Origin of the sequence: Ruminococcus sp. NK3A76, from assembly GCF_000686125.1 — a bacterium.
Classification (GTDB): Bacteria; Bacillota; Clostridia; order Oscillospirales; family Ruminococcaceae; genus NK3A76.
The window spans coordinates 1,042,089-1,066,674 of the sequence record NZ_JMMA01000002.1; the positions used below are offsets into that span (position 1 = coordinate 1,042,089).

Below are 24,586 nucleotides of genomic sequence, written 5' to 3' on the forward strand. Positions count from 1 at the left end.
AAAACGCCCCGTATCAAACAGGGCGTTGGAGCTACTAACCGGATTTGAACCGGTGACCTCGTCATTACCAATGGTTATGGATAGAATTTGTTAAATCTTGTAATGTCGAGTTTTGCCCTATAATACGCCATTTTATGCGTTCATAATTTAATAATATTTAGTAATAAAAGCTTGCTTTTTGTAAAGTTAGTGTACAAATAGTGTACAAAATTGCAGTACATATTATTGTACAAAAGAAGAAAAGCAGGCTTTTTACGCCTGCTTGACCTCTTTATCGGAAATATCATTTGTTTTATGTGTGATAAGCATATTTTGTAAAATATTGGCACTTTCGCTGTCGGCTTCTGCTATGTAGTGCAGATATTTGTTTGTAGTTTCAATATCACCGTGACCTAAACGCCCCTGAACCTGCTTGATACTTGCACCGCCGTATAATAAAAGTGTAGCTGAGGTATGCCTCAGACTGTGGAATTTGCGGTGTTTTAAGCCGTTTTTTGCAAGAAACTTTTCAAACCACTTTGTAGGTGTCATAGGGTTCATTATTTCACCGTTCCATTGTGTAAAAATCCAGCCGCCCTCTATCCATTGATCGCCGAGCTTTTCAGCCTCTTGCTCTTTTTCCGTTTTAAGCTCTTGTATAAGCTCTATGCACTCAGTCGGAACAACTACCGATCTGACCTCATAATCCTTCGGGGGCTTGGTGGTTATCGGCTGACCTGTCAGCTTTACGGCTGCACGTTCTATTGTTATGCGCCCTGTATTATAGTCAATATCAGAGAATTTGAGAGCTACAAGCTCACCTCTGCGTGCGCCAGTCATTATTGCAAGCTGTACTAATACTTTGAACTGTAAAGGTTCATCTTCAAGGCATTCAAGCATTTGTGCCGCCTCTTGTTTGGTGAATATCTCAACCTTTGGAGTGGCTGCTTTGGGGATTGTCAGCTTTTCAGCCTTTGCAGGGTTATAGGGTATTATTTCGAGCTTTACCGCTTGATTGAGTATTGACTGCACAATAGCAAGATAACGCCTAACTGTTGAGGCTGACGGCTTTTTACCCTGCTTTTTGGTTTCACCGTTCTTGAAAACAAATACACATTCACTTTCTGACAGGTATTTGATAAAATTCTGTATGTGTATAGGTTTTATAGCTGTCAGCTTTAAATGTCCGAGCTGTGAAAGCCCTGAGTATATCCTTTGGGACAGCATATCACGCCCATAGACAAAGCACAAAGCCCTCTGACGGCTTTTAGGTCAAAAAGTGATAAACTACACCCCCATATATAAAAACGCCTGAAACGGGCGTTATATTTGCAATTTAGGCATAAGAAAACCCCTCAATTGGTCTGAGGGGCTGCTTATGTTCTTTTTATTATTGGGAAAGTATTATCTCATTAGCTGTGTGGCTGCGTGAAAGACTGCTCTGAATGCAAGCTGCTTTTCATCATATACAACGGATATAAAATCTTCTACAAGGTCATCTTTTCCTGTCTGCTTTTCGTCTTTTTCAAGCGTTCTTTCGTATTCGTTCCAATGTGAGGAGCAATCGAAAGAGTTTTCCGCATATTCACGGTAGATAACATTGATAAGTGTTTCATAGTTTAAATCTGTCATTTTTCAAAACCTCCATTTAATATTGTATAGTGTTTTGCAATAATCTTTATTGCTATTTAATATTATACACTCAAAATAGGTGTATGTCAATTAGTAATGCTATACAAAAGTTATATTATAATAATGTGCATATTATACACTTGAATTGTGTGCATATATATGTTATAATGGTGTCTGAGGTGATGATATATGCCGATAAGGTATAAAATAGATATTCTGTCAGCCTTGAAAGATAAAGGCTATTCAACATATAGGCTCAGAAAAGAAAAGATAATGGGGGAGCGAACTATTCAGAAATTCAGAAACGGTGAAATAGTTTCAAGTGATAACCTTGCACTTATCTGCAAGCTGCTTGAATGTCAGCCGGGTGATATATTAGAGTATGAGGAATAAAAAAGCGGCTGATCGTTCGACAGCCGTTTACTCATTTATACCCATTTTTGGTGTACAATTTCTATCATAGTGTACAAATAGTGTACAAATCGCTTTTCAGACGTTTATAATAAAAACACCCGACCTCACGCAAACAGCGTAAAATCGGGCATTTTCTATGGAGCTACTAACCGGATTTGAACCGGTGACCTCGTCATTACCAATGACGTGCTCTACCTACTGAGCCATAGTAGCTTTTTTTTATTGCTTATATATTATACACTATTTTGAGGGCTTTGTCAATAGCAAAAAAGAAATTTTTTCTTCTTATTTGTTTAAAAAATGTTCATAACTTTTTGGCATAATAAATGCAATACATGAGTGAAAGGAGGGAGCAGTGTGGATGAAAACAAGCGCTTGTTTGAAACAATATATAACAGAACAAAGGAAAACACATACAGATTCATAACCGCAAAATGCTATAATATCGATGATATCGACGATATTTACCAGAATACATATATCAGTGTATATGACGCACTATGTAAGAAGGATAGCGAGCCGGAAAACTATGAGGCTTTCGTGATACTTATCGCAAAGCGGGAACTGTTCCGGTACTACGGTCTGATAAAAAAGCTCACCGCTCACTTTAAAAATGCTCCGCAGCCCGAGGAGATAAAGGAGGATGCAGATACCTTCGACCTTGAGGACAGCGTTGTAAATAAAGAACTACTTGAAAAGGTGAATGAACACCTGTCGAGAATGGATCTCACTACTCAGAAGATATTTTTTATGTATTATTATAAAGGGTATACATTATGCGAGATATCAGGTCTATTGGAAATAGGTGAGAGCAGCGTCAAACGTAAGCTCTACGGTGCGCTTGGCCGGTTAAGGCGGATCTATGGAAAGGAATGATAACTTATGAAGGAGAAAGATATGCTTAAGAATATGTTTGAACAGGAACACAAGTCCACCGCCCTTGATCTGAGCGCAGATGAGGTGTTGAATGCCAGGCTCGGCAAAGGGGCAAGAGTAAAGTCACATACTGCTGCTATCGTAGCAACGGCTGCAGCAGCTATCCTTGCAGTGGGTATAGGCGTTTATGCGCTTAACTCAAACCTTGAGACTGCTGACCCTGAATTTACAGCAACTAATTCTTCGCAGGCGGAGACAATAACTACAACGACCAAGTCAACAGACGGCAGCTCGTCTGGTGCTGAGACCACAACAGTAACAGAAGACGGCACTTCAAAGGAAACTGACAGCACCACAAAGATCACTGACGGTTCGTCAGATGATCCTGATAATGCTAAAGTCACCACTTCGGTAGTAAAATATCAGACAACACCGAAGACAGAAGAAACATACGGTGATGATATTCAGATCGCTCTTTTAAACAATGCCGGCGTGACCTGCGAGTATGATATAACTGACAGCGATATCCTCAGCAGGCTCTGGGCTTATGCAGACGGCTTTATTAAAAAACCGTATTCTGATTATAAGGCATCTGATGTCGATATGGCTTCGTTCAATGACTGTAAAATAACTTTTCGTGACAAAAAGAATGACAGAGCTTTTCTTGTAAGAATGAACAGCAGCAATGTTATCGAGATACATTTCGCTCTCGGAGACGAACAGAGTGATGATTATTATATCGACGGCAGCAAGAACAAAGAGCTTTACGATATCATCGCAGAATGCAAAGAAGCAGGCAGCAAGAAGCTCGATGAACAGAACAGGGTCAACCCGTATAATCTGAGCATCTATATTTATAATGAGGGTGATTATATCACCAATGTAGATCTTGATAAGTGCGGTATTGATTATTCTGATGTGACCGGCAACATCGAGGCTTTCTATAATGCCTACAAGGCCGGCGAACTTCCTGAAGATGTAGACGTAAGTGAGGAAGAAGACTGGGATCCTTATGATAACAATCACGTTGTTGCTATTTCTATCGGTAATGCAAAGCTCAGATTCGATATCGGCAGTGAAGAGAATGCGACTCTGTATATGTTAGAGACCGTTTATGATGGTGCAACCTACAAGAGTATGTCAGGATACTCGATATCTGACAATGCCGAGATCTATAAGTATCTGAAAGATATGTGGAGCAAGGTCGGGAATAAGAACAAGACACCGGAAGAAAAGACCGTTACATCTGACGAGGATACGACCACTACCACAACTCAGCAGACAACAAAGAAGACCACTACAAAGAAGAAAACAACTACAAAGACAGCAAACAACACGGCTAAAAAGACATCTAAGGTGACTACTGTATCATGGACACCTGATATGAAGTATTCTTCCGACGAGATAAAGCCCCTTTCGTTTATAGATAACTACCCCGAGGATATGACGGTAGTGCATTTCAGGCGGCCAAGAGATACGGAAAACTCGCAGTCAGCCATGAGCTTTGAGCTTATTGATGAGTATGAAGACCTCATCAAGGGCGTGTATGATTCATACAAGTCAGGCGAGATAAAGCCTGCCGAGACATTTACTCCTGTCGATGATCCGCTTACAAAAACATGGGGCACGATGATGTACGTTTTCTGGTACGACGAAAGCGACGGTGGTTTAGTCCAGCTTTTAGGTGCTAATATAAACGAGGATGCAGCTTTTATCCGCCTGACAGACCTTGACAGCCGTGATGACGACTGCGAGACCGGCAACGTATTCTATTTCGACAAGCAGAGCGAAGTTTACAAGCAGATGAAGGCAATATGGGATTTCTATTATCCCGTATATGAAAGTGTTAAGTGATACACTGATTGCAGAACAAAAGATAAAGATATAAAGATAAGCCCCTGAACGATCAGGGGCTTTTCATTATGTTCTCGTAAATTTTCTTCGTCACAACGATGTTCTTGCCGTTTTCCTTGCCGCAGTAGAGATAATCGTCTGCAAGGTTTATGCTTAGCTCATAGTCCTTGTTTATGTCTGCCAGAGTAAGCCCGAAGGTCATCGAGATGCTGAATTCCACACCGTGTGATGTAAAACGCAGACGGCAGATGTCATTTCTTATCTGCTCGCTGATTATCGCTGCACGCTCCTCACGGCAGTCGGGGAGTATGTAGAGTATCTCCTCACCGCCCCAGCGGCATATGTAGCCCTCGCTCGGCACAAGTGAGCTTATCGTCGAGCTTACCTTTTTGAGCACCTCGTCGCCTATAGAGTGGCCGTAGTTGTCGTTTATCTTCTTGAAGTTGTCGATATCCGCCAGAATTATCGCATACGGCCTGCCGGTATCCTGCGCTGATTCGTGAACTGACTTGATGTACTCGGTCATGGCACGCCTGTTGAAAAGCTGCGTCAGCGGGTCGATAGATGCAAGCTGTCTGAGCTCCTCGTTTTTCTCGTTCATCATCTTCTTGCTGATGATGCTCGATATAACGTACATCATAGCTATGAATACGAGCATGAATGATGTTATCACGACATTGAGTATGCAGACCTTTGTCATCTGGTCGTTGTTGTCTATGCGGTGGGTTATCACCTCAGGGTCGCTTACATAAAGCCTTGTGAGCACGAACGACACCGCTATCACAATTCCTGTGAACACAGAAGCCGACAGCTTTGCCTCCGGCATGAAGAACGGCGCCGGGAGTATTACCATAAGGTACAGCGCAAAGCCGCATTCCCAGCCTACAGCCACAGTCGAGACTATCGAAAAGACCATTACCTCGCCGAGAACTATGTCTAACATCGATAGCGTCTTTTTCTTCACAGCCGTGACAGCTACCAGCAGGCTTATGTAGAACAGCACCGAGCCGATGTTGTAATACATCATCACATCTACTCCGTAGCCGTAGAACAGCATAACCATGATAGAATGTATGACTATGCAGGCGGCATAGATTATCTGCTGACAGAGCCGTCCGCTCAGCGCCTTCATAAGGTCTGCCTGGACTTCCTTGCTCTGGAAGTAGAATTCTATCGACTTTATTCTTTTTGAAAGGTATTCTTTTATCGCTGCCGCCCCCTTTCACAATGGCATAATATCTCATAGTACATATCTATTATACACCAAAACGTCAACGATTGCAACACCTTTTCTTAATATTTTGTATGTTTTTGTTTCTTTATCCTGCGACATCCGGCACTAAACTGTTAAAATAGCTATTGAAAAAGTATTGAATATATGGTATAATATTATAATGTGAAAATATGCATTGATCGAAGGGTTTGTTAGAATGAATGAGATAAAGAAGGTTGCCGCTATACAGGATATCTCGGGTGTCGGGCGCTGCTCGCTCACTGTGATAATACCTATCCTCTCGGCAATGGGCATACAGGTCTGCCCGGTGACTACCTCGGTGCTGTCGGCGCATACCGGCTTCGGCGAGTTTGTCAAGCGTGACCTTACAGACTATATGCTCCCGGCACTTGAACACTATAAAAAGCTCGGGGTAGAGTTTGACTGTATCTACAGCGGCTTTTTGGGCTCTATAGAGCAGATAGACCACTGTCTTGAATATTTCACGACCTTTGACAAGGCGCTCAAGATAGTTGACCCGGTAATGGGTGACGACGGCAGGGCGTATAAGACCTATACCAAGACTCTCTGTGAGAGAATGGGCGAGCTTGTGGCAGTTGCTGATATCATCACCCCCAATCTCACCGAAGCGGCTATCCTGCTCGGGGAGGAATACCCCACAGCACCTATGCGCCACAGCGAGATAAAGTCATGGCTCGTGCGGCTCTCTGAAAAGGGTGCGGGCATAGTGGTCATTACAAGCGTGCATCTCGGCGGCGGTGAGATAGCTACTGTCGGCTATGATAAGGCAACGAGCACCTTCTGGAAGGTCGCAAATGACTATGTGCCCAAGAGCTATTCCGGCTCGGGCGATATGTTCGCAAGCGTGCTCGCAGGCGGTGTTTTAAACGGCGACAGCCTGCCGATAGCTATGAACAGGGCTGCGTCTTTCACCGAGCTTGCTATAAAGACGACCTACAGCTACGGCACCTCATGGGAGGAAGGCATAATGTTTGAAAAACAGCTGCCGTGGCTTATGAGCTATCAGGTGCTCGACGATTATGTCAGCTTTTGATGCAAAGAGGAGATAATAATGCTTAATATAGTTCTTGTCGAGCCTCAGATACCGCAGAACACCGGGAATATCTCCCGTACCTGTGCGGTCACAGGGGCGGCGCTGCACCTTGTTAAGCCCTACGGCTTTGTGATAACGGATAAGCAGCTAAAACGTGCCGGGCTCGATTACTGGGATAAGCTCGAAATATATGAGTACGAAAATCTGGACGAGTTTTTTGAAAAGACCGAGGGCGTGTACTACTATTTCACGACCAAGGGCAAAAACGTTCATTCGCAGATAGACTATCCCGAGGATAAAAACGTGTTTCTGGTCTTCGGCAGGGAGGATAAAGGCCTTCCGGAAGACTTGCTGTACAAAAATGGGGACTTCTGTTCCCGGATACCCATGCGTCCCACACTCAGGAGCCTTAACCTCTCGAACTCCGTCGCAATAGCGACCTATGAGGTGCTCAGACAGTGGGATTACCCTGACCTCGGGCGAGAGGGCAGGCTTACACAATATGAATGGTAAAGGAGATGTTGATATGGCTAAAGTCATTATTATGACTGATTCGGCAAGTGATATAACAAGGGAGGACGAGCAGATATACGGCATAAGAGTGCTCAACTTCAAGCTCGCAGTCGGTGAAAAGAGCTATACTGCAAGAGTCGATTTTGATAACGAGGGGCTTTATAAGATACTTGACGAGTATGACGGCATACCCTCTACTTCGCAGATAACAAAGTTTGACTTCTATGACGAGTATAAGGCGCTTTACGAGGAAGGCTATACCGACGTCATATATGTATCTATCAACTCAAAGGGCTCGGCTACATATTCAAACTCAGTCCTCGCAAAGGAGGAGCTATATGAGAACCACCCCGAGATAAAGGATAAGATGAATATCTACAACATCGACGGCAGGAGCTATACAGGCGGCTACGGCTTCCCGGTGGTTCAGGCTGCTGCAAAGGTGCAGAAGGGCGCATCGGCTGATGAGGTAGTCGCATTCATAAACGACTGGGTGGATAACTGCGTTATCTTCTTTGGTATGTACAGCCTTAAGTACGCCAAGAAATCCGGCAGGATACCGGCTGCTGCGGCATTTGTCGGCGAGGTGATGGGTCTTCGCCCTGTTTCACGTATCCAGCATAATCAGATAACCACAGAGGCCAAGGTCAGGGGAGATAAGACACTCGTTCCCAAGATACTCGACCTCACGGTAAACGAGATGATACCCAAGACACCCTACTGCATAGTATACGGCAGCGACGAGAGCGTGTGCGAGGAAATGAAGGCCGCTATGACCAAGAGTGTCGGCTATCCGCCTGAGATGACCTTCCGCATAGGTGCTGAGATAGCTGTAAATGCAGGCCCCAAGGTTGTCGGAGTAATATTCAAATCACAGAACAAATAATAGTTTTACTGCTCATTTCTCATTATTTATCTAATTGTTTTTTATCTAAATAAAGAGGAGATGTTTTACTATGAGAGCTGTTTTTAAGAAAATGTCCGTTATAATGCTGATAACAGCGCTTCTTGCTGTGTGCTTTTGCAGCTGCGGCGAGACCTTCACCAAGAAAGAGGACGTAAAGCTCAAAACGGTAATGGAGACTAAGGACTATATAAAAAAGAACCTTCCCGGTGCGAATTATGTAAAGACCGAGGAAGAGTCGGACGATAAGGTAGTCTACACCTTTATGGACAAAGAATGCGGCTTTAAGTTTCAGGTGACGAGCGAGAAGTACCGTAAGGAAATGGAGGGCGCTGACCTCGGCTATGCTGAGAAGACGACAGATAACTGGGCTAAGGCGTACAACGAGTATATCCAGAGCAAACTGTCCGAAAAAGAGGACGAGTTAAAGGAAAGCATGGGCTTTGAGTATGAACACTACGACGGCCTTGACAGCGACGTGTTTATGGCTGTCTTCACAGATAAGCCTGCAAGCGATATCGAGGCATCTGTCAGGGAGCTTGCCGATATCATCAAGCAAGCCGACAAGCACAAAAAGCTCACCGACAAGGAGATATGGTGCTGGAAGGGCGAGAAGGACGACAACTACGATAACCTCACCGGCTGCTATCTGCTTGCTGAGAACAAGATCGTTGATAAGAAGACAAGAGACGAGCTTGTAAAGGATAAAGACAGTTCAAGTAAATAATCATACACCGCCCTGATGCTCCGGGGCGGTTTTTTCCTGCCTTTGTGAATAAACCATATTTTTCCGCCAATAATATAATCACAAAACATTAAGGAGGCGGTTGACTATGACCGATAAAGAGCTGCTTTATATCGAAGACGTGCTCGGCCACGAACAGTTTATCAGACAGATGTGTAACGACGCATCGCAGAGGGTGCAGGACGAAAGGCTCAGAAACATGATAAACGACTGCGAGCGCAGACACGCAGAGCTTTTCTCGCACTTTTACAGTCTTCTGGGCAAGTAAGGAGGTATCACTATGAATATGCAGTCAAATGATGATAAGACGATAGCTACAAATCTTCTCAACCTCGAAAAGGGCGTGTGCGACCTTTATATGCACGGCGCAGTCGAGAGCGCTACCGACAGTGTGAGGAGCGTCTTCAGCTCCGGGCTCAACGAGAGCCTGAATATGCAGAAGAATATCTATGAGACAATGTCCTCGATGGGTATGTATCAGATGTGCAGCGCCCCTCAGCAGAAGATAGACTCAGTCAGACAGAAATTCTCGGCCTGAGAGCAGCCTTGCCTCCCCGCTTAAGGGGAGGCTTTTTTGTGCAAGTGCTGCTCAGTATTTGGGGGAATTCTAAGGTCGTGGGGCGAGCGCAAAGCCCTACATTGCAGCGCAGGATAGCGAGAGCGCCCGCTTGAAGGTAAGCCTCCCGGTAACACGTCCGAATGAGCCTGCGTCTGCAAAGCCGACACCTTAATTATGTATTATGCATCCTGCATTATGAAATTTTTAAAAACCTCTTGATTTTTCCGGCAAAGTATTATATAATAGTATTTAGAGTTGTTAAACCATTAACAACATGACGTAACCGATTTATCGGAAATAATTTATGAGAGGTGTCAGATTATGGCAGGTTTAAACAAGGTAACAGTTGAGGATCTTAATGTCAAGGGCAAGAAGGTCTTAGTCAGAGTTGACTTCAACGTTCCGCTCAAGGACGGCGTTATCACAAACGATAACAGGATCACAGCAGCACTCCCTACTATCAATAAGCTCACAGAGGGCGGCGCAAAGGTAGTTCTCTGCTCGCATCTCGGCAAGCCGAAGAACGGCCCTGAGGCTAAGTTCTCCCTTAAGCCGGCAGCAGACAGACTTGCTGAGCTCGTTAAGACAAAGGTTACATTCGCAGCTGACGATACAGTTGTAGGCGACAACGCTAAGGCAGCAGTTGCAGCTATGGCTGACGGCGAGATCGTTGTTCTTGAGAATACACGTTTCCGTGGCGACGAGGAGACAAAGAACGGCGAGGGCTTTGCTAAGGAGCTCGCAGATCTCGTTGACGACGAAGTATTCGTAATGGACGCTTTCGGTTCTGCTCACAGAGCACACGCATCAACAGCAGGCGTTACAAAGTTCGTTAAGGAGACAGCAGTAGGCTATCTTATGCAGAAGGAGATCAACTTCCTCGGCAACGCAGTTGAGGATCCGGTTCGTCCTTTCGTAGCTATCCTCGGCGGCGCTAAGGTAGCTGATAAGCTCAACGTTATCAATAACCTCATCGAGAAGTGCGATACACTTATCATCGGCGGCGGTATGGCATATACATTCCTTAAGGCACAGGGCAAGGAAGTCGGCACATCTCTCGTTGACGATACAAAGATCGACTACTGCAAGGAAATGATCGAAAAGGCAGCAGCAAAGGGCAAGAAGCTCCTTCTCCCTGTTGACACAACTATCGCTAAGGCTTTCCCTGATCCGATAGATGCTGAGATCGCTGTAGAAATAGTAGACGCTGACAAGATCCCTGCTGACCAGATGGGTCTTGATATCGGCACAAAGACAGCAGAACTCTATGCTGAGGCTGTTAAGAGCGCTAAGACAGTTGTATGGAACGGTCCTATGGGCGTGTTCGAGAACCCTGTACTTGCAAAGGGCACAATAGCAGTTGCTAAGAGCCTTGCTGAGACAGACGCTACAACTATCATCGGCGGCGGCGACAGCGCAGCAGCAGTTATCCAGCTCGGCTTCTCTGATAAGATGAGCCACATCTCCACAGGCGGCGGTGCTTCCCTTGAATACCTCGAGGGCAAGGTTCTCCCCGGCATTGATGTAATAGCTGACAAGTAATCATGCACTTTCAAAGAGGTGAGAGGTGAGAGCCTCTTGCCTCTTTTTTCGTGTACGATTGACATCGTATGAGTTTCACATCATTTGCGCCCGAATGTGCATATCACCGGCGCATACGATACAATGACCGTTAACTCTTAACTGCAAATAAGGGGGGGTATATCGTGACCAAAAACTCAATAAAATATGCATCTATCATCGTATTCGGCTATAACGCCGTTCTCGGTATCATCTTTGCAGTATTCTGCTCGCAGGACGAGCAGTTTGACTATAAAACATTCAGGACCTGCCTTGCTATGTTTAACGGCGTGGGCGCTGCGTTTATTTTTGCGTGGATTGTAAAGATAATGTTTGTCCAGCGTGAGTCTTTGAAGATATTCAAGGCAAAGGGTATATGCCCCGAGTATGTCGATGCTCTGCGAAAGCAGTTTGTAAAGAATAAACTATCAAATATCCAGCTTGTCAACTACGCAAACGCCCTCTGCTTCCTTGAACGCTACGATGAGGCGGAGCAGGTGCTTAACAGAACGCCCGGTGAGTCTCTCCAGGGGCCGCTGTCAAAGCCTTGGTACTATAAGACCTATATATGGCTCTACCTCTGTACAGGCCGCTATAGACAGGCGCTCGATATATTCGATGCGAGCCGTGGCCAGCTTGAAAAGTTCTTCTGCGGCGAGGGCGGCAGTGCCTGCTCTTTCTATGATGATGCCGCACTCTGCTCAGCGATAAGACGTGATTTCCAGACTGCCGAGGGCTTCCGTATCAAGGCGGCTGAGGCAGCAGCGGCTCACCCCGACCGTGCTCACAGCCCTTATATGATAATGGCCGAGCTGTTTATCCTTGACGGCAACGAGTTTGAAGCACAGCGTGCTATCGAAGCTGCTCGCCAGGCTGCAATAAACTGCCAGAAGTATAAATACCCCTGGCAGCGTGACAGCGTGCTGCACTCGCTTGATATCAGCTTTGCCCTTGCAAGAAAGATAAGACACGATGTCTTTGAGTCACAGATGCAGTAGGCTCTGCCCCTTTATCAATACCAATAAATATGCTCTCCCGGACGGCTCTCTTATGCTTTGACCGCCGCAGGGGGAGCTTTTTGTCTGCCTGGTGTGTCTGAGCACCTGAAAAGATTAATGTGTGCGTATTAAGACTTTAGTTTTTATTGACTTTTTCATTTGATTGTGATATAATTTTACTATGAGTAATTATAGGCAAAATCATAAGGAGAGTGACCCATGCGACGTGTAGGTAAGACAGCTGCTTTAATAGTGTCGGCAGCGATGACGCTTGCTCTTAGCTCGTGTACGCTTACGGGCTTTTCGGCTGAGGGCGCACTTACAGCACCTAAGCTCTCCGAACAGCAGAGCCTGATACATAAGGCGCTGATAAACAGCGTCGGCGGCAGTATAACGCTCAAATACCCCCGAAACGGCGACAACCGCTCGGCGTATGTTATCGCCAATATCGACGATGAGCCTGATAACGAGGCGCTGGTCTTCTACCAGTATACCTCGATGATTGACGGCTCTGAGGGCATACGCTTAAACCTTCTCGATACCGACGGCGAAGGCAACTGGTATTCGGTAAAGGAGCTTGCAGGCGCAGGCACAGATGTTGACAGGGTAATGATATCCAACGAGGGCGCAAGCTCTGCTGCAAATATAGTCGTCGGCTATCAGAATATCGGTACTGCTGATAAGTCTCTTGAAATATACAGGTATAAAGACGGCAGCTTTGACCGTATCGGCTCAGACAGCTATACGATACTCGAATCTGCCGATATAGACGGCGACGGGTATAAGAATTTCATAACAGTCAAGTCATCAACTGACGAGAACGGCTCTCCGTCCGGCGCATCGGCTTCCTTGCTCAGGATAAGGAATAACGAGATAGTCAGCGAGGGCAGTATCTCGATGTGCGATAACATGGTCGATTATGTCAGAAGCTCGGTCGGCAGGCTTGAAGACAGCTCGTATGCTGTGTATGTTGACGGCATAAACTCCAAAGGCGAGCTCCAGACAGAGCTGCTTTTCTACCGCTACGGCTCGATGCAGGACCCTGTAGCGCAGAGACAGTCAAAGCTCGCACCGCATACTGTCAGGCTTCCGGGCTACTACAGCGCTGATATAGACGGCGACGGCGTGGTCGAGGTGCCGCATACAACGGTCATGAAGGGGTATGAGAGTATCTCTAACGAGGATAAGCTCTACCGCACCGAATGGTATGTTTACAGAGATTTCTATAACTTCGAGCAGAAGTATTCAGGCTTCTATTCGCTGTCTGACGGATATTTTCTCAACTTCCTCTCACGCTGGGGCGATGAGGTGACAGTCAAGAAGGACGCTTTGTCAGGCGAGTATGTATTTTGCCGCTATACAGGCGATATATCGAGCGATATGACGGAGCTTATGCGTATTGCAGTGCAGTCGGAAAACGACAGCGAGAAATTCATTGACAACGGCTATGAGATAATAGCAAAAAAGGGTCAGATGAACTACCTCGTCAAGCTGCCGACAGTAAGGCGTGAAAAGCTGATACCGACAGTCGATGAGGTCAAAAACAGCCTGCTGATAATAAGCTGATGAAGCTGTTTGCAAACAGCAGGGAAGTTGTTTATCATTATGTATTGTGGAAATAACAGCAAAACGAATGAAAGGCAGGTAATTCTTTATGAAAAAGGTTCTTGTTTGCGAGGATGAGGATTCAATAAGAGAGTTCGTCGTCATCAACCTCAAGCGCAGCGGCTATGAGGTCGTAGATGTCAACTGCGGCGAGGAAGCTCTCAAGGTCTTTGAGGAGCAGGGAAATTTCGATGTAGCTCTGCTCGATATAATGATGCCCGGCATCGACGGTATGAAGGTGTGCAAGAAGATAAGAGAAAAAAACACCACAATGGGTATCATCATGCTTTCTGCCAAGAGTCAGGAAATGGATAAGATATCGTCTCTTATGATAGGCGCTGATGACTATATCACAAAGCCCTTCTCTATCTCCGAGCTTATCGCAAGAGTTGACGCTGTGTGCAGGAGAGTGGGTATGTCTCACGTCAAGCCCGAGGAGCAGTCGCTTCTTACATCAGGCCCCTTCACACTTAACCTTAAGAGCAGGACAGTGTTCAAAAACGGCAAGCAGATAGACCTCACACAGGTCGAGTATCAGATAATGGAGTATTTCTTCAAGAACCAGAATACAGCGCTTGACCGTACATCTATCCTCAACCATATCTGGGGCGAGAGCTACTACGGTGATGATAAGATAGTAGACGTAAATATAAGAAGAATAAGAATGAAGATAGAGGACGAGCCTTCAAGCCCGAAGTATATCCTGACTATATGGGGCTTCGGGTATAAGTGGAGCGCTATGAATTGAGTGTGATATAGTTTTGAAAGCATTTAAGGCAGGCAGAAAAAGTATAACCACCCACTGGCTGATAAACGGCGTGGGCGTTATAATAGCTGTGCTCATAATCATAGAGATACTGCTTATCGTGTCGATAAGGAGCTATTACTACAGCTCTGTCAGACAGTACCTGAGCTCCAAGATGAACGTCATCACAGGCTCTATCCTCAATGAGAAGGAACAGTCGGTAAACTATAACTCCGAGATACGCTCGCTCGTTGCAGGCTATGCCGATAAGGATAAGATAGAGCTTATGGCGATAGACCAGAAGGGCGAGGTGGATATCACCTCCTCAGGCTTCAAGCCGGTGGAGAAGACCTTTGCCGACTACGAGAGCGCTAAGGCTTCATCAACAGGCAGCGGCTATGAGGTCTACAGAACATCGACCGGCGAAAAGGTGCTGGCTTTCACGACAGTCTTTTCGGTCAAGGGCTGTGAGTATGAAGCGCTCAGAATGATAGTGTCACTCAGCGAGATAGACCGTAAGGTGCTCAGCTTTGCGGTCATTATCACGCTCATAGGCGTGCTTATCATTCTTATAGTCTTTTTCTCGGGTATGTTCTTTATCAAGGGCATAGTTCACCCTGTTATCGAGATAGGCGACGTTGCACGACAGTACGCAAAGGGCGACTTCTCAAAGCGACTTGAAAAGCAGACCAACGACGAGCTCGGCGAGCTGTGTGATTCGATAAACTATATGGCGGACGAGCTGTCAAATACCGAGCAGATGAAAAACGAGTTCATCTCCTCAGTCTCGCACGAGCTCAGGACTCCGCTCACGGCTATCAAGGGCTGGAGCGAGACGATGATGAGCATAGACGACAGAGAGACATTCATCAAGGGTATGCGTGTTATCACCAGCGAGACAGAGCGCCTTTCGCAGATGGTCGAGGAGCTGCTCGACTTCTCCCGTATCCAGGACGGCAGGCTGTATCTGCAAAAGGCTAAAATGGATATCCTTGCCGAGCTTGGCGAGACGGTGCTCATTTACCAGCAGCGTGCCAAGGCTCTCGGCATTACTTTAAACTACTACGAGCCCGAGATGCTGCCCTTTATCTACGGCGACAGAAACAGGCTCAGACAGGTGTTTATCAACATAGTCGATAACGCCATAAAGTATTCCGACAAGGGCGATACCGTGTCGGTCGAGGCTTACCAGCAGGGCGATATGATAGTCATATGCGTGTCTGATACAGGCATCGGCATAAGCAAGGAAGATCTGCCGAAGGTAAAGCAGAAGTTCTTTAAATCAAACCAGACAAGACGTGGCTCGGGCATAGGCCTTGCCGTGGCTGACGAGATAGTGAGGATGCACGGCGGCTCGCTCGATATCAGGAGCGAGGAGAACGTCGGCACGACTGTTATCATGGAGCTGCCCTTTATAGACGAGGGCAAGTCGTCAGGCGCTGACAATGAAAAGGTCAATGTTGAGATAATCTCGACCGAGAACAGCGGCGAGTTATAAAGTTTATACATACAGATAGAAAGAGGACAAAAGATATGAGCAATCAAAGCTCTAACGAGAAATTCAAAGCTAAAACAGGCGGCCAGGCGGTCATAGAGGGCGTTATGATGAAAAGCATCAAAAAAGAGGCTATGGCTTGCAGGCTCCCGAACGGCGAGATAGACCTTGAGGTGTGGGATCTCAAATATACACCCGATAATATGCCGTTTTACCGCAAGGTGCCTTTCCTTAGGGGGATATTCAACTTCCTCGACAGCCTGATCGACGGCTATAAGTGCCTTTCCAAGTCGGCCGACAAGCAGATGACGGACGACGACGAGGAGGAAATGACAAAGTTTGAAAAATGGCTCACAGAAAAGCTCGGCGATAAGCTGATGCCGATAGTCTCGGGCTTGTCAATGGTGCTGGGGCTTGGTATCGCCGTGGTGCTGTTTATGATATTCCCGGCATTTATCTCAAAGCTGATAGATAAGCATATCATATCCCTCTCACCGTTTGCTAAAAACTGTATCGAGGGCGTTCTGAAGATAAGCATTTTCCTTGCATATACAAAGCTGACATCGTTTATGAGCGATATAGCGACTACCTACCGCTACCACGGTGCAGAGCATAAGACGATAGCCTGCTACGAGAGCGGCGAGGAGCTGACAGTCGAGAACGTCAAAAAGCATATCCGCTTCCACCCGAGGTGCGGCACAAGCTTTATATTCCTTGTGCTGTTTATAAGCATTTTCGTGTTCACCGTTGTGGGCGTGCCGTGGGATAATATATTTGTGAGAATGCTATTTAAGCTCGCACTCCTGCCGGTCATCGTGGGTATAGCCTATGAGCTTATAAGGCTTGCAGGCAGGCATGATAATATCGTCACACGCATTATCTCAGCCCCCGGCCTGTGGATACAGCGCATAACCACAAGCGAGCCGAACGACGGCCAGATAGAATGTGCCATAGCCGCACTTAAAGCAGTCGTTCCCGAAGATACGGAGGAAGACCGTTGGTAAACAAGGATATTTTGGAAAGTGCCGTCAAAGCCCTTGAAGACTGCGGCAACGATAACGCAAGGTTTGATGCGGCACAGCTCTTTGAGAAAGCATTCGGAGTAAAATATGAGCTCACCTGTAAAAGCGCCCCTGCCGATGAAAAGGCGGCAGGGCTTTTTAATGAGTATATAACTAAACGCTGCGAGGGTTATCCCTTGCAGTATATTTTAGGCGAGTGGGAGTTTTACGGCCTGCCTGTCAAAGTGGGCGAGGGCGTGCTTATCCCAAGACAGGACACCGAAACTCTTGTCGAGACTGTGATAAGGAAAAACCGCACCCCTGACCCTCTTATCATCGACCTGTGCTCGGGCAGCGGCTGTATTTCACTTGCTCTTGAAAAGGAGCTTTCGGCAAAAGAAGTCCACGCAGTCGAGATAAGCGAAAAGGCAGCAGGATACCTTCGTGAGAATATCACACTTAATAGATCAAATGTCAGACTTACAGTCGGTGACTGCCTTGACAGCGAGGTGATATCCCATCTGCCAAAGGCTGATATAATAGTCTGCAATCCGCCATACCTGACAAAGCAGGATATGGAGCAGCTTCAAAAGGAAGTCACGCACGAGCCGGCACAGGCACTTTTCGGCGGCGAGGACGGGCTTGACTTTTACCGTGACATCACACGAGCCTATAAGACACGCCTGAATAATAACGGTATGCTTGCCTTTGAGGTAGGGCACACCCAGGCCGAGGAGGTCATGGAGATACTTATTCAGGCGGGTTTTGAAGACGTGCGCTCGTTCGTTGACTACTGCGGCATAAAGCGTGCAGTGATAGGCTTTTATGTTGAGGGAACTAATGTTAAGGTCTACTGACAATGCATAATTGTTGTGCGCCTGCATTTAAAATCCGTCCTGCGAAGCAGGACACCTTCATTATGCATTATGAATTATGCATTATGCATTAAATTTTTGCTGTCCAAAAAAAGTTACCCACTTTTTTGAAAAGTATGTTATAATATATATGAGGCAAGGGGAGAACCCTTAGCAAACACCGAAAGGAGAAAAAGATATGGCTATCGACAAGAAGAAGAAGGAAAAGGAAAAGGTCACTAAAATAACCGACGAGGCTGAAAAGAAAAAGGCGCTCGACTCGGCGATATCAGTAATAGAAAAGCAGTTCGGCAAGGGCGCTATCATGCGTCTCGGCGAGGATAAGGCTATGGACGTTGAGGCTATCTCAACAGGCTCGATGACGCTCGATATGGCGCTTGGTATAGGCGGCGTTCCGAGAGGCAGAGTTATCGAGATATACGGCCCTGAGTCTTCCGGTAAGACGACTGTTGCGCTGCATATCGTTGCTGAGGCTCAGAAGCTCGGCGGCAACGTTGCATTTATCGACGTTGAGCACGCTCTTGACCCGGTGTATGCAAGAAAGCTCGGCGTCAATATCGACGATATGCTCGTTTCGCAGCCTGACTGCGGCGAGGACGCACTTTCGATCGCAGAATACCTCGCACGCTCCGGTGCTGTTGACGTAATAGTTCTCGACTCGGTCGCTGCTATGGTAACAAAGGCCGAGATAGACGGCGAGATGGGCGATGCACACGTCGGCCAGCTTGCAAGACTTATGAGCCAGGCTATGAGAAAGCTCACATCAGTTATCAGCAAGTCAAACTGCGTGGCTGTGTTCATCAACCAGGTAAGAGAGAAGATAGGCGTAATGTACGGCAACCCCGAGACTACCCCTGGCGGCAGAGCGCTCAAATTCTACGCATCTGTCCGTATCGAGGTAAGACGTGGCGAGCAGATCAAGGACGGCTCTGAGGTCATAGGCAACCGCACACGCTGCAAGGTAGTCAAGAACAAGGTCGCACCGCCGTTCAAGGAGGCAGAATTCGACCTGCTCTACGGCAAGGGTGTTTCCCGTGTCGGCGAGATACTTGACGCAGGCGTTGAGCTCGGCTTTATCAAGAAGGGCGGCGCATGGTTCAGCTATGAGGATAACAAGCTCGGCCAGGGCAGAGAGAATTCCAAGGAGTTCCTGCTCGCACACGAGGATATCATGAACGAGATACTCCATAAGATAATGGACACTGTCAAGGATTCGGACGACCTTGTTTCAAGAGACGACGAAAAGAAGACAGAGCTCGAAAAGCGTGCCGAGGCTGCTGCGGCTGCTGCACCTGCTGCTGAGAGCAAGCCGGCAGGCAGAGCTTCAAAGGTCGATGTGACAGTTTCGGCCGATGAGGATTTTGAGGAGTTTTCGCCTGTTGATGTATAAGGAGCAGTTATGCCAAAAATAACCGACATCGCCCCCTACAAGGGCAGCACCGTCAAGGTGGAGCTTGAAGACTGCGAGCCGCTGTTTTTAAACAGCGAGGTGGTGTATTCCGCCAATATCAAAAAGGGCATGGATATCCCGCAGGCGGCTGTTGACCAGCTTATCCACGACAACGACCTGCGCAAGGCCAGAGAGCGTGGGCTGTATCTTATGGACTACGGCGATAACACCTACGTTCAGCTTTTTGGCAAGCTGCGCCGCAATTATTCCGAGGATATCTGCTACGAGGTTTGCGATAAGCTCGCCGAGATAGGCGTTATAAACGACAGGCGCTATGCCGAGAACTTAGCACGCCGTCTGGTCGAGGTCAAGCTCATGGGGCGCTACAGGGCAGTGAATGACATGAAGCAGAAGGGTCTGCCAAAGAGCCTGATAGACGAGGCCTTGGAGCCCTACGCTGACGGCTACAGGGAAAGGCTCAGACAGCTGATAGAAAAGAAGTATATGTCTAAGCTCGACTATGAAGACCGCAACCGCAAGGTGACAGCCTCGCTCGTGAGATACGGCTACAGCTTTGATGATATCAGGGCTGTGCTGAAGGAGATAGAGGAAGAAATCGGCTGATAACATCAGACACGCCCTTGGATAATGCCCCCTTCACGAAAAGTATTCAACACATACCCCCTTGCCGAGCGGCAGGGGGGCGTTTTATGCCTGCCCTTGCTTAAGGCAACACCGCACAAAGACCGCCTGAAGGCTTCGTGCGGTGTTGCCTTAATAATGCTCCCAAAAGGCTTGACAAACCGCCTGTTATAGTGTATAATTATATTTTGAGATATTGTCTTAAAATCTATTTAGGAGTTGATAAATATGGCAGAGAATAAGGGTCGTACAGTATCTAAGGCAGGTTATGCGAAATTACAGGAAGATCTCGAATATCTTGTTACCGTCAGAAGAAGTGAGGTGGCTCAGAAGCTGAAGGAAGCCCGCTCTTTCGGTGACTTATCCGAGAACGCTGAGTACGATGAAGCTAAAAACGACCAGGCTATACTTGAAGCAAGGATCAATGAGCTTGAATATATCATCGCAAATGCTAATGTTGTTGACGATGATGATATCTCTGTTGATGAGATAGGCGTAGGCTCTGTTATCAAGCTGCGTGACCTTGAGCTCGACGAGATAGAGGAGCTCCAGATCGTTGGTTCTACTGAGTCTGATCCCGACGAGGGTAAAATTTCGGACGAGTCGCCTATAGGCAAGGCAGCTCTCGGCAAGAAGCTCGGCGAGGTGTTCGAGGTAGAAGCACCTATGGGCACTATCAAGTTTGAGGTAATAGATATCTCTAAGTAAGCTACGCTTACAATGCATAATGCATAATTGAGGTGTGCGCCTGACGGCGCAGGGATTATAAAAAGTGTTTCGATGGCATTGTGTAAATCAAGTGCATTGAAAATAATCAGATCACAGCAAAGATCAGAATTAGTTGACATAGTTCGGTTTGAACGCCCGAATGGGCATCTGTCCTGCGCTGAGCAGGACACAATAATTGTGCATTGAAAAGGACAGGTGTAAAACAATAAATGAGTGAAGAAAAGAAGGTAAATGCTGCTCCCGAGGAGGAGGCAGAGCTTACCGCTGAGCAGGTAAACGGCCTGCGTCAGGTAAGGATAGACAAGTTAAATGACTTAAAGGCTCAGGGCAGAGACCCGTTTGAGATAACAAAGTATGACGTAACTGCAAGCTGCGCTAAGGCAAGGGCTGACTATGAGGCTCTCGAAGCAAGACTTAAGGACGAAGCAGGCGACGACGAGGAAAAGCTCGCACAGCTGCTTGAAGAAAACAAGGTAGAAGTCAGCATCGCAGGCAGAGTAATGTCAAGAAGACTTATGGGCAAGGCAGGCTTCTTAGACCTTCGTGACAAGTCAGGCAAGATACAGTCGTATGTCAAGCGTGACGATGTAGGCGTTGAGGCTTTCCAGGACTACAAGAAGGGCGATATCGGCGATATCATAGGCATAAAGGGCTTTGTTTTCCGTACAAGAATGGGCGAGATATCCGTTCATGCGCAGGAGATAACACTGCTCTCCAAGTCGCTGCTCCCTCTTCCTGAAAAGTGGCACGGCCTTAAGGATCAGGACACACGCTACAGACAGCGCTACACAGACCTTATCTGCAACCCCGAGGTAAAGGACACATTCATCAAGCGCTCAAAGATAATCTCCGCTATAAGAAGATATCTTGACGAGCTGGGCTTTATGGAGGTCGAGACTCCTATGCTCGTGTCCAATGCCGGCGGCGCTGCTGCAAGGCCTTTTGAGACACACTACAACGCTCTTGACGAGGACGTTAAGCTGAGAATTTCCTTAGAGCTCTATCTTAAGAGACTTATCGTCGGCGGCTTGGAGCGTGTTTACGAGATAGGCAGAGTTTTCAGAAACGAGGGCGTTGATGCAAGGCACAATCCTGAGTTCACACTTATGGAGCTCTACCAGGCATACACTGACTATCACGGTATGATGGATTTGACTGAGAATATGTTTCGTTATCTTGCCGAGACTGTATGCGGCACTACAAAGATAATCTACGGCGAGAACGAGATGGATCTCGGCAAGCCTTTTGAGCGTCTTACAATGACCGAGGCTGTTAAGAAGTATTCCGGTGTTGATTTCTCACAGATAAGAGACCTCGAGGGCGCCCGTGCTGCTGCAAAGGAGCATCACATCGAGTTTGAAGAAAGGCACAAGAGGGGAGACATCTTAAATCTCTTCTTTGAGGAGTTCGTTGAGAAGCACCTCATTCAGCCGACATTCATCATGGATCATCCGATCGAGATATCGCCGCTTACCAAGCGCAAACCCGACGACCCCGATCATGTTGAGCGTTTTGAGCTGTTCATGAACGGCTGGGAGATGTGCAATGCATACTCCGAGCTCAACGACCCGATCGACCAGCGTGAGCGTTTCAAGGCTCAGGAGGAGGCTCTTTCGCAGGGCGACGAGGAAGCAAACCGCACCGACGAGGACTTCCTGCGTGCTCTCGAGATAGGTATGCCCCCCACAGGCGGCATCGGCTACGGCATTGACAGACTTGTCATGCTGCTTACCAACTCGCCTGCTATCAGGGATGTGCTGCTGTTCCCGACGATGAAGTCGCTGGATTAAAACACCCCCTATTTTCAAGGCTTTTGAGCACACGGCACGGTGATTTGACACCAATCTGACACCAATTTTTTGAAAATTGCAAAAAGGGTCTTGGTATAACATAATATAATTAACTCCCGAAGTTGACTTGTGGTGTCAGCTTCGGGAGTTATCTTATATGTATTAGTTTTCATCTGCAAGGTTTACTATCTTCTTGCCTTGTTTCTCAGCGTATTGTATCGTGCGGTATGCTCCACCGCTTTTGTGTTGAATACAGCACACTATAAGGTCTGATCGGTCAATCATGCTCCGATTGCGGACTTGGATAGCAGACTTTGGGTGAGCTTCGGACGATTCGGTACACACCTCGACTTCATCATAATAGTCAAGGTACTCCTTTTCGTTGTCACGGTACTCCGCTTTCATGTATGGCAGAACGAGCGTAAAATGGGTATTGCCGTACCCGTAACTGCGGATAGCTCGCTTAATGGCAGCAGAAGCAAGCAAATCAAACTCTCCGTCCCGTCCGATCAGGAAGTCAACATACTCCTTCTGCGTTATCAGGTCATGCAGGAGCTTGTCAAGGCGGCTTTCTATCTCCGTTCCACGCTCTATGTATCTATGGCCGAAAAAGCTGACGGTGTAGATGTTCATGGTTATCCCTCCAAATTGTCTTTTATCTATTATAACGCAAAATAAGTGCATTTACAACGCTATACAGCACTTATTTTTTGCGTGGTGCTGTACTATAATAGATAAAGAGAGGAGATGAGCCTGATGGACATAGCAGAGCGGCTGAAAAAAGCCCGAACAGCAAAGAATTTGAGCGTATACAAGCTGTCCCAGATTTCGGGAGTATCGGAAACGCACATAAGAGATTTGGAGCGTGGTGATCGCAATCCCTCTTTCGATACGCTTAGTCGCTTGGTAAAACCTTTGGGGTTATCTCTTGCGGAGATGTTCAGAGACTCGGAAGATGTGTCCTACCTGAACAGTAACGAGAGGGAGCTTGTAGAGTGCTATCGTATGCTTTCCGATGAAAGGGCAGAAAAGCTCCTGCAATTCTTGAAAACGCTTGTCTGAGTGAATAATGGCAAATCAAAGGCTATTGCGGAATGCGATAGCCTTTCGTTTTATCTGCCGAAATCGTATAATTGCGAAAAATCCCCAGTGAAAAATATAGATTTTTCGCTGTCGAATCATTGACTATTTGTGCAGATTGTGCTATAATATAATGGATAATACCTCGCTGTAAGCGTAGGTTTAAGAGGTGTAAATACTATGGCTGAAAAGAATACCGCCAATATTGGCTTTGAGAAGCAGATTTGGGATGCTGCCTGCGTGTTGTGGGGGCATATTCCGGCTGCCGAATACAGAAAAGTTATCGTGGGACTTATCTTCCTGCGTTACATATCAAGTGCTTTTGAGAAGCGTTATAACGAGCTTGTGGCTGAGGGTGACGGCTTTGAGGACGAGCCTGACGCATACCTTATGGACAATATCTTCTTCGTGCCTGAAAAGGCACGGTGGTCTGTGGTGTCTGCTGCCGCCCATACGCCTGAGATTGGCTCGGTCATTGATGATGCTATGAGAGCTATCGAGGAAGAAAACAAGACCTTGAAGAATGTTCTCCCAAAGAACTATGCAAGCCCCGATCTCGACAAGCGTGTTCTCGGTGATGTGGTCGATTTGTTCACCAATATGGATATGACCGACACGGAGGACAGCAAGGACTTGCTCGGTCGCACCTACGAATACTGTATTGCTCAGTTTGCAGCCTATGAGGGCGTTAAGGGCGGTGAGTTCTACACGCCTTCAAGTGTTGTTCGCACACTGGTTGAGATACTGCGCCCGTTTGAAAACTGCCGTGTTTACGATATAAAAACACCGAGATTGATACAATTTAATTATCCCTCCGCCGATTTTGCCGCTTGAGGGGTAAGTTGGCGTTTGAGGGGTAAGTTGTGGAAGTCGGTGTGTCCCGGCTGTTTTTATCAGTAGAAATGTTCATAC

25 protein-coding genes, 2 tRNA genes and 1 pseudogene are annotated in these 24,586 nt (G+C 46.8%); 22 read left to right on the top strand and 6 right to left on the bottom strand.

Features of this window, described 5'->3' with window-relative positions:
• Window positions 1-26: 26 nt before the first annotated feature.
• The 3 genes from CD05_RS20540 to CD05_RS0104825 all read right to left on the bottom strand — a co-directional run bounded on the left by CD05_RS20540 (window position 27) and on the right by CD05_RS0104825 (window position 1,611).
• A tRNA-OTHER gene (locus tag CD05_RS20540) sits at window positions 27-128 on the bottom strand.
• A gap of 124 nt (window positions 129-252) precedes the next feature.
• Window positions 253-1,206, bottom strand: a complete 954-nt coding sequence (locus tag CD05_RS0104820) for a site-specific integrase (RefSeq protein ID WP_028509535.1) — start codon at window positions 1,204-1,206, stop codon at window positions 253-255.
• A gap of 177 nt (window positions 1,207-1,383) precedes the next feature.
• Complete coding sequence (locus CD05_RS0104825) at window positions 1,384-1,611, bottom strand: hypothetical protein (RefSeq protein ID WP_028509536.1); 228 nt, start codon at window positions 1,609-1,611, stop codon at window positions 1,384-1,386.
• Between the two features lie 189 nt (window positions 1,612-1,800).
• On the opposite strand from CD05_RS0104825, the gene CD05_RS0104830 reads away from it, so the two are divergent.
• Complete coding sequence (locus tag CD05_RS0104830; RefSeq protein ID WP_028509537.1) at window positions 1,801-2,004, top strand: helix-turn-helix transcriptional regulator; 204 nt, start codon at window positions 1,801-1,803, stop codon at window positions 2,002-2,004.
• Window positions 2,005-2,162: 158 nt separating this feature from the next.
• Here CD05_RS0104830 and CD05_RS0104835 read toward each other — a convergent pair.
• A tRNA-Thr gene (locus tag CD05_RS0104835) sits at window positions 2,163-2,238 on the bottom strand.
• Window positions 2,239-2,382: 144 nt separating this feature from the next.
• On the opposite strand from CD05_RS0104835, the gene CD05_RS19540 reads away from it, so the two are divergent.
• Entirely contained in the window at window positions 2,383-2,901 is a 519-nt protein-coding gene (locus tag CD05_RS19540) for an RNA polymerase sigma factor (RefSeq protein WP_028509538.1), read from the top strand.
• A gap of 6 nt (window positions 2,902-2,907) precedes the next feature.
• Window positions 2,908-4,755, top strand: a complete 1,848-nt coding sequence (locus CD05_RS0104845) for a hypothetical protein (protein ID WP_028509539.1) — start codon at window positions 2,908-2,910, stop codon at window positions 4,753-4,755.
• Between the two features lie 52 nt (window positions 4,756-4,807).
• On the opposite strand, the gene CD05_RS0104850 is transcribed toward CD05_RS0104845, so the two are convergent.
• Window positions 4,808-5,887: a GGDEF domain-containing protein gene (locus tag CD05_RS0104850; RefSeq protein ID WP_028509540.1), complete on the bottom strand. Its 1,080-nt coding sequence runs from the start codon at window positions 5,885-5,887 to the stop codon at window positions 4,808-4,810.
• A gap of 298 nt (window positions 5,888-6,185) precedes the next feature.
• Between CD05_RS0104850 and CD05_RS0104855 the strand changes: the two genes are divergently transcribed.
• The 17 genes from CD05_RS0104855 (at window position 6,186) to lysS (ending at window position 22,594) form a co-directional block, all read left to right on the top strand.
• A complete protein-coding gene (locus tag CD05_RS0104855) occupies window positions 6,186-7,043 on the top strand; it encodes a pyridoxamine kinase (protein ID WP_028509541.1) in 858 nt (285 codons plus the stop codon).
• An 18-nt stretch (window positions 7,044-7,061) separates the two neighbouring features.
• Window positions 7,062-7,556 carry a tRNA (cytidine(34)-2'-O)-methyltransferase gene (locus tag CD05_RS0104860; protein WP_198021570.1) on the top strand — a complete coding sequence of 165 codons (495 nt, stop codon included), beginning with the start codon at window positions 7,062-7,064 and terminating at the stop codon, window positions 7,554-7,556.
• Between the two features lie 13 nt (window positions 7,557-7,569).
• Window positions 7,570-8,442, top strand: coding sequence for a DegV family protein (locus tag CD05_RS0104865; RefSeq protein WP_028509543.1), 873 nt, complete (start codon window positions 7,570-7,572; stop codon window positions 8,440-8,442).
• 70 nt (window positions 8,443-8,512) lie between these two features.
• The gene (locus CD05_RS0104870) at window positions 8,513-9,187 is read left to right on the top strand and encodes a hypothetical protein (RefSeq protein ID WP_028509544.1); all 675 of its coding nucleotides are present in this window, start codon (window positions 8,513-8,515) and stop codon (window positions 9,185-9,187) included.
• Between the two features lie 106 nt (window positions 9,188-9,293).
• Window positions 9,294-9,473, top strand: a complete 180-nt coding sequence (locus CD05_RS0104875; protein ID WP_028509545.1) for a hypothetical protein — start codon at window positions 9,294-9,296, stop codon at window positions 9,471-9,473.
• A gap of 12 nt (window positions 9,474-9,485) precedes the next feature.
• On the top strand, window positions 9,486-9,743 hold the full coding sequence (locus tag CD05_RS0104880; RefSeq protein WP_242841232.1) for a spore coat protein: 258 nt from the start codon (window positions 9,486-9,488) through the stop codon (window positions 9,741-9,743).
• A gap of 342 nt (window positions 9,744-10,085) precedes the next feature.
• Complete coding sequence (locus tag CD05_RS0104885; RefSeq protein ID WP_028509547.1) at window positions 10,086-11,306, top strand: phosphoglycerate kinase; 1,221 nt, start codon at window positions 10,086-10,088, stop codon at window positions 11,304-11,306.
• A gap of 164 nt (window positions 11,307-11,470) precedes the next feature.
• On the top strand, window positions 11,471-12,322 hold the full coding sequence (locus CD05_RS0104890; RefSeq protein WP_028509548.1) for a hypothetical protein: 852 nt from the start codon (window positions 11,471-11,473) through the stop codon (window positions 12,320-12,322).
• 219 nt (window positions 12,323-12,541) lie between these two features.
• Window positions 12,542-13,888: a hypothetical protein gene (locus CD05_RS0104895; protein WP_028509549.1), complete on the top strand. Its 1,347-nt coding sequence runs from the start codon at window positions 12,542-12,544 to the stop codon at window positions 13,886-13,888.
• Between the two features lie 88 nt (window positions 13,889-13,976).
• The gene (locus CD05_RS0104900; protein WP_028509550.1) at window positions 13,977-14,675 is read left to right on the top strand and encodes a response regulator transcription factor; all 699 of its coding nucleotides are present in this window, start codon (window positions 13,977-13,979) and stop codon (window positions 14,673-14,675) included.
• A 13-nt stretch (window positions 14,676-14,688) separates the two neighbouring features.
• Window positions 14,689-16,170 (top strand): HAMP domain-containing sensor histidine kinase, encoded by a 1,482-nt coding sequence (locus CD05_RS0104905; protein ID WP_028509551.1) that lies wholly within the window; start codon window positions 14,689-14,691, stop codon window positions 16,168-16,170.
• A 35-nt stretch (window positions 16,171-16,205) separates the two neighbouring features.
• A complete protein-coding gene (locus tag CD05_RS0104910) occupies window positions 16,206-17,171 on the top strand; it encodes a DUF1385 domain-containing protein (RefSeq protein ID WP_028509552.1) in 966 nt (321 codons plus the stop codon).
• Window positions 17,165-18,025 carry a peptide chain release factor N(5)-glutamine methyltransferase gene (gene prmC, locus CD05_RS17545; protein WP_051588835.1) on the top strand — a complete coding sequence of 287 codons (861 nt, stop codon included), beginning with the start codon at window positions 17,165-17,167 and terminating at the stop codon, window positions 18,023-18,025. Before CD05_RS0104910 ends, prmC begins: the two co-directional genes overlap by 7 nt.
• Before the next feature lie 196 nt (window positions 18,026-18,221).
• On the top strand, window positions 18,222-19,433 hold the full coding sequence (recA, locus tag CD05_RS17550) for a recombinase RecA (protein WP_051588836.1): 1,212 nt from the start codon (window positions 18,222-18,224) through the stop codon (window positions 19,431-19,433).
• A gap of 9 nt (window positions 19,434-19,442) precedes the next feature.
• Window positions 19,443-20,057, top strand: coding sequence for a regulatory protein RecX (locus CD05_RS0104925; protein WP_028509553.1), 615 nt, complete (start codon window positions 19,443-19,445; stop codon window positions 20,055-20,057).
• Window positions 20,058-20,303: 246 nt separating this feature from the next.
• Window positions 20,304-20,783, top strand: a complete 480-nt coding sequence (gene greA, locus CD05_RS0104930; protein ID WP_028509554.1) for a transcription elongation factor GreA — start codon at window positions 20,304-20,306, stop codon at window positions 20,781-20,783.
• 230 nt (window positions 20,784-21,013) lie between these two features.
• Entirely contained in the window at window positions 21,014-22,594 is a 1,581-nt protein-coding gene (lysS, locus tag CD05_RS0104935; RefSeq protein WP_028509555.1) for a lysine--tRNA ligase, read from the top strand.
• 162 nt (window positions 22,595-22,756) lie between these two features.
• On the opposite strand, the gene CD05_RS20835 is transcribed toward lysS, so the two are convergent.
• The gene (locus tag CD05_RS20835; RefSeq protein ID WP_028509556.1) at window positions 22,757-23,227 is read right to left on the bottom strand and encodes a hypothetical protein; all 471 of its coding nucleotides are present in this window, start codon (window positions 23,225-23,227) and stop codon (window positions 22,757-22,759) included.
• 123 nt (window positions 23,228-23,350) lie between these two features.
• Here CD05_RS20835 and CD05_RS17555 point away from each other — a divergent pair, with 123 nt between their 5' ends.
• Window positions 23,351-23,656 carry a helix-turn-helix transcriptional regulator gene (locus CD05_RS17555; protein ID WP_037322809.1) on the top strand — a complete coding sequence of 102 codons (306 nt, stop codon included), beginning with the start codon at window positions 23,351-23,353 and terminating at the stop codon, window positions 23,654-23,656.
• 198 nt (window positions 23,657-23,854) lie between these two features.
• Window positions 23,855-24,451 (top strand): annotated as a pseudogene (locus tag CD05_RS17560) (type I restriction-modification system subunit M N-terminal domain-containing protein); the annotation flags it as partial.
• Window positions 24,452-24,586: the final 135 nt, after the last annotated feature.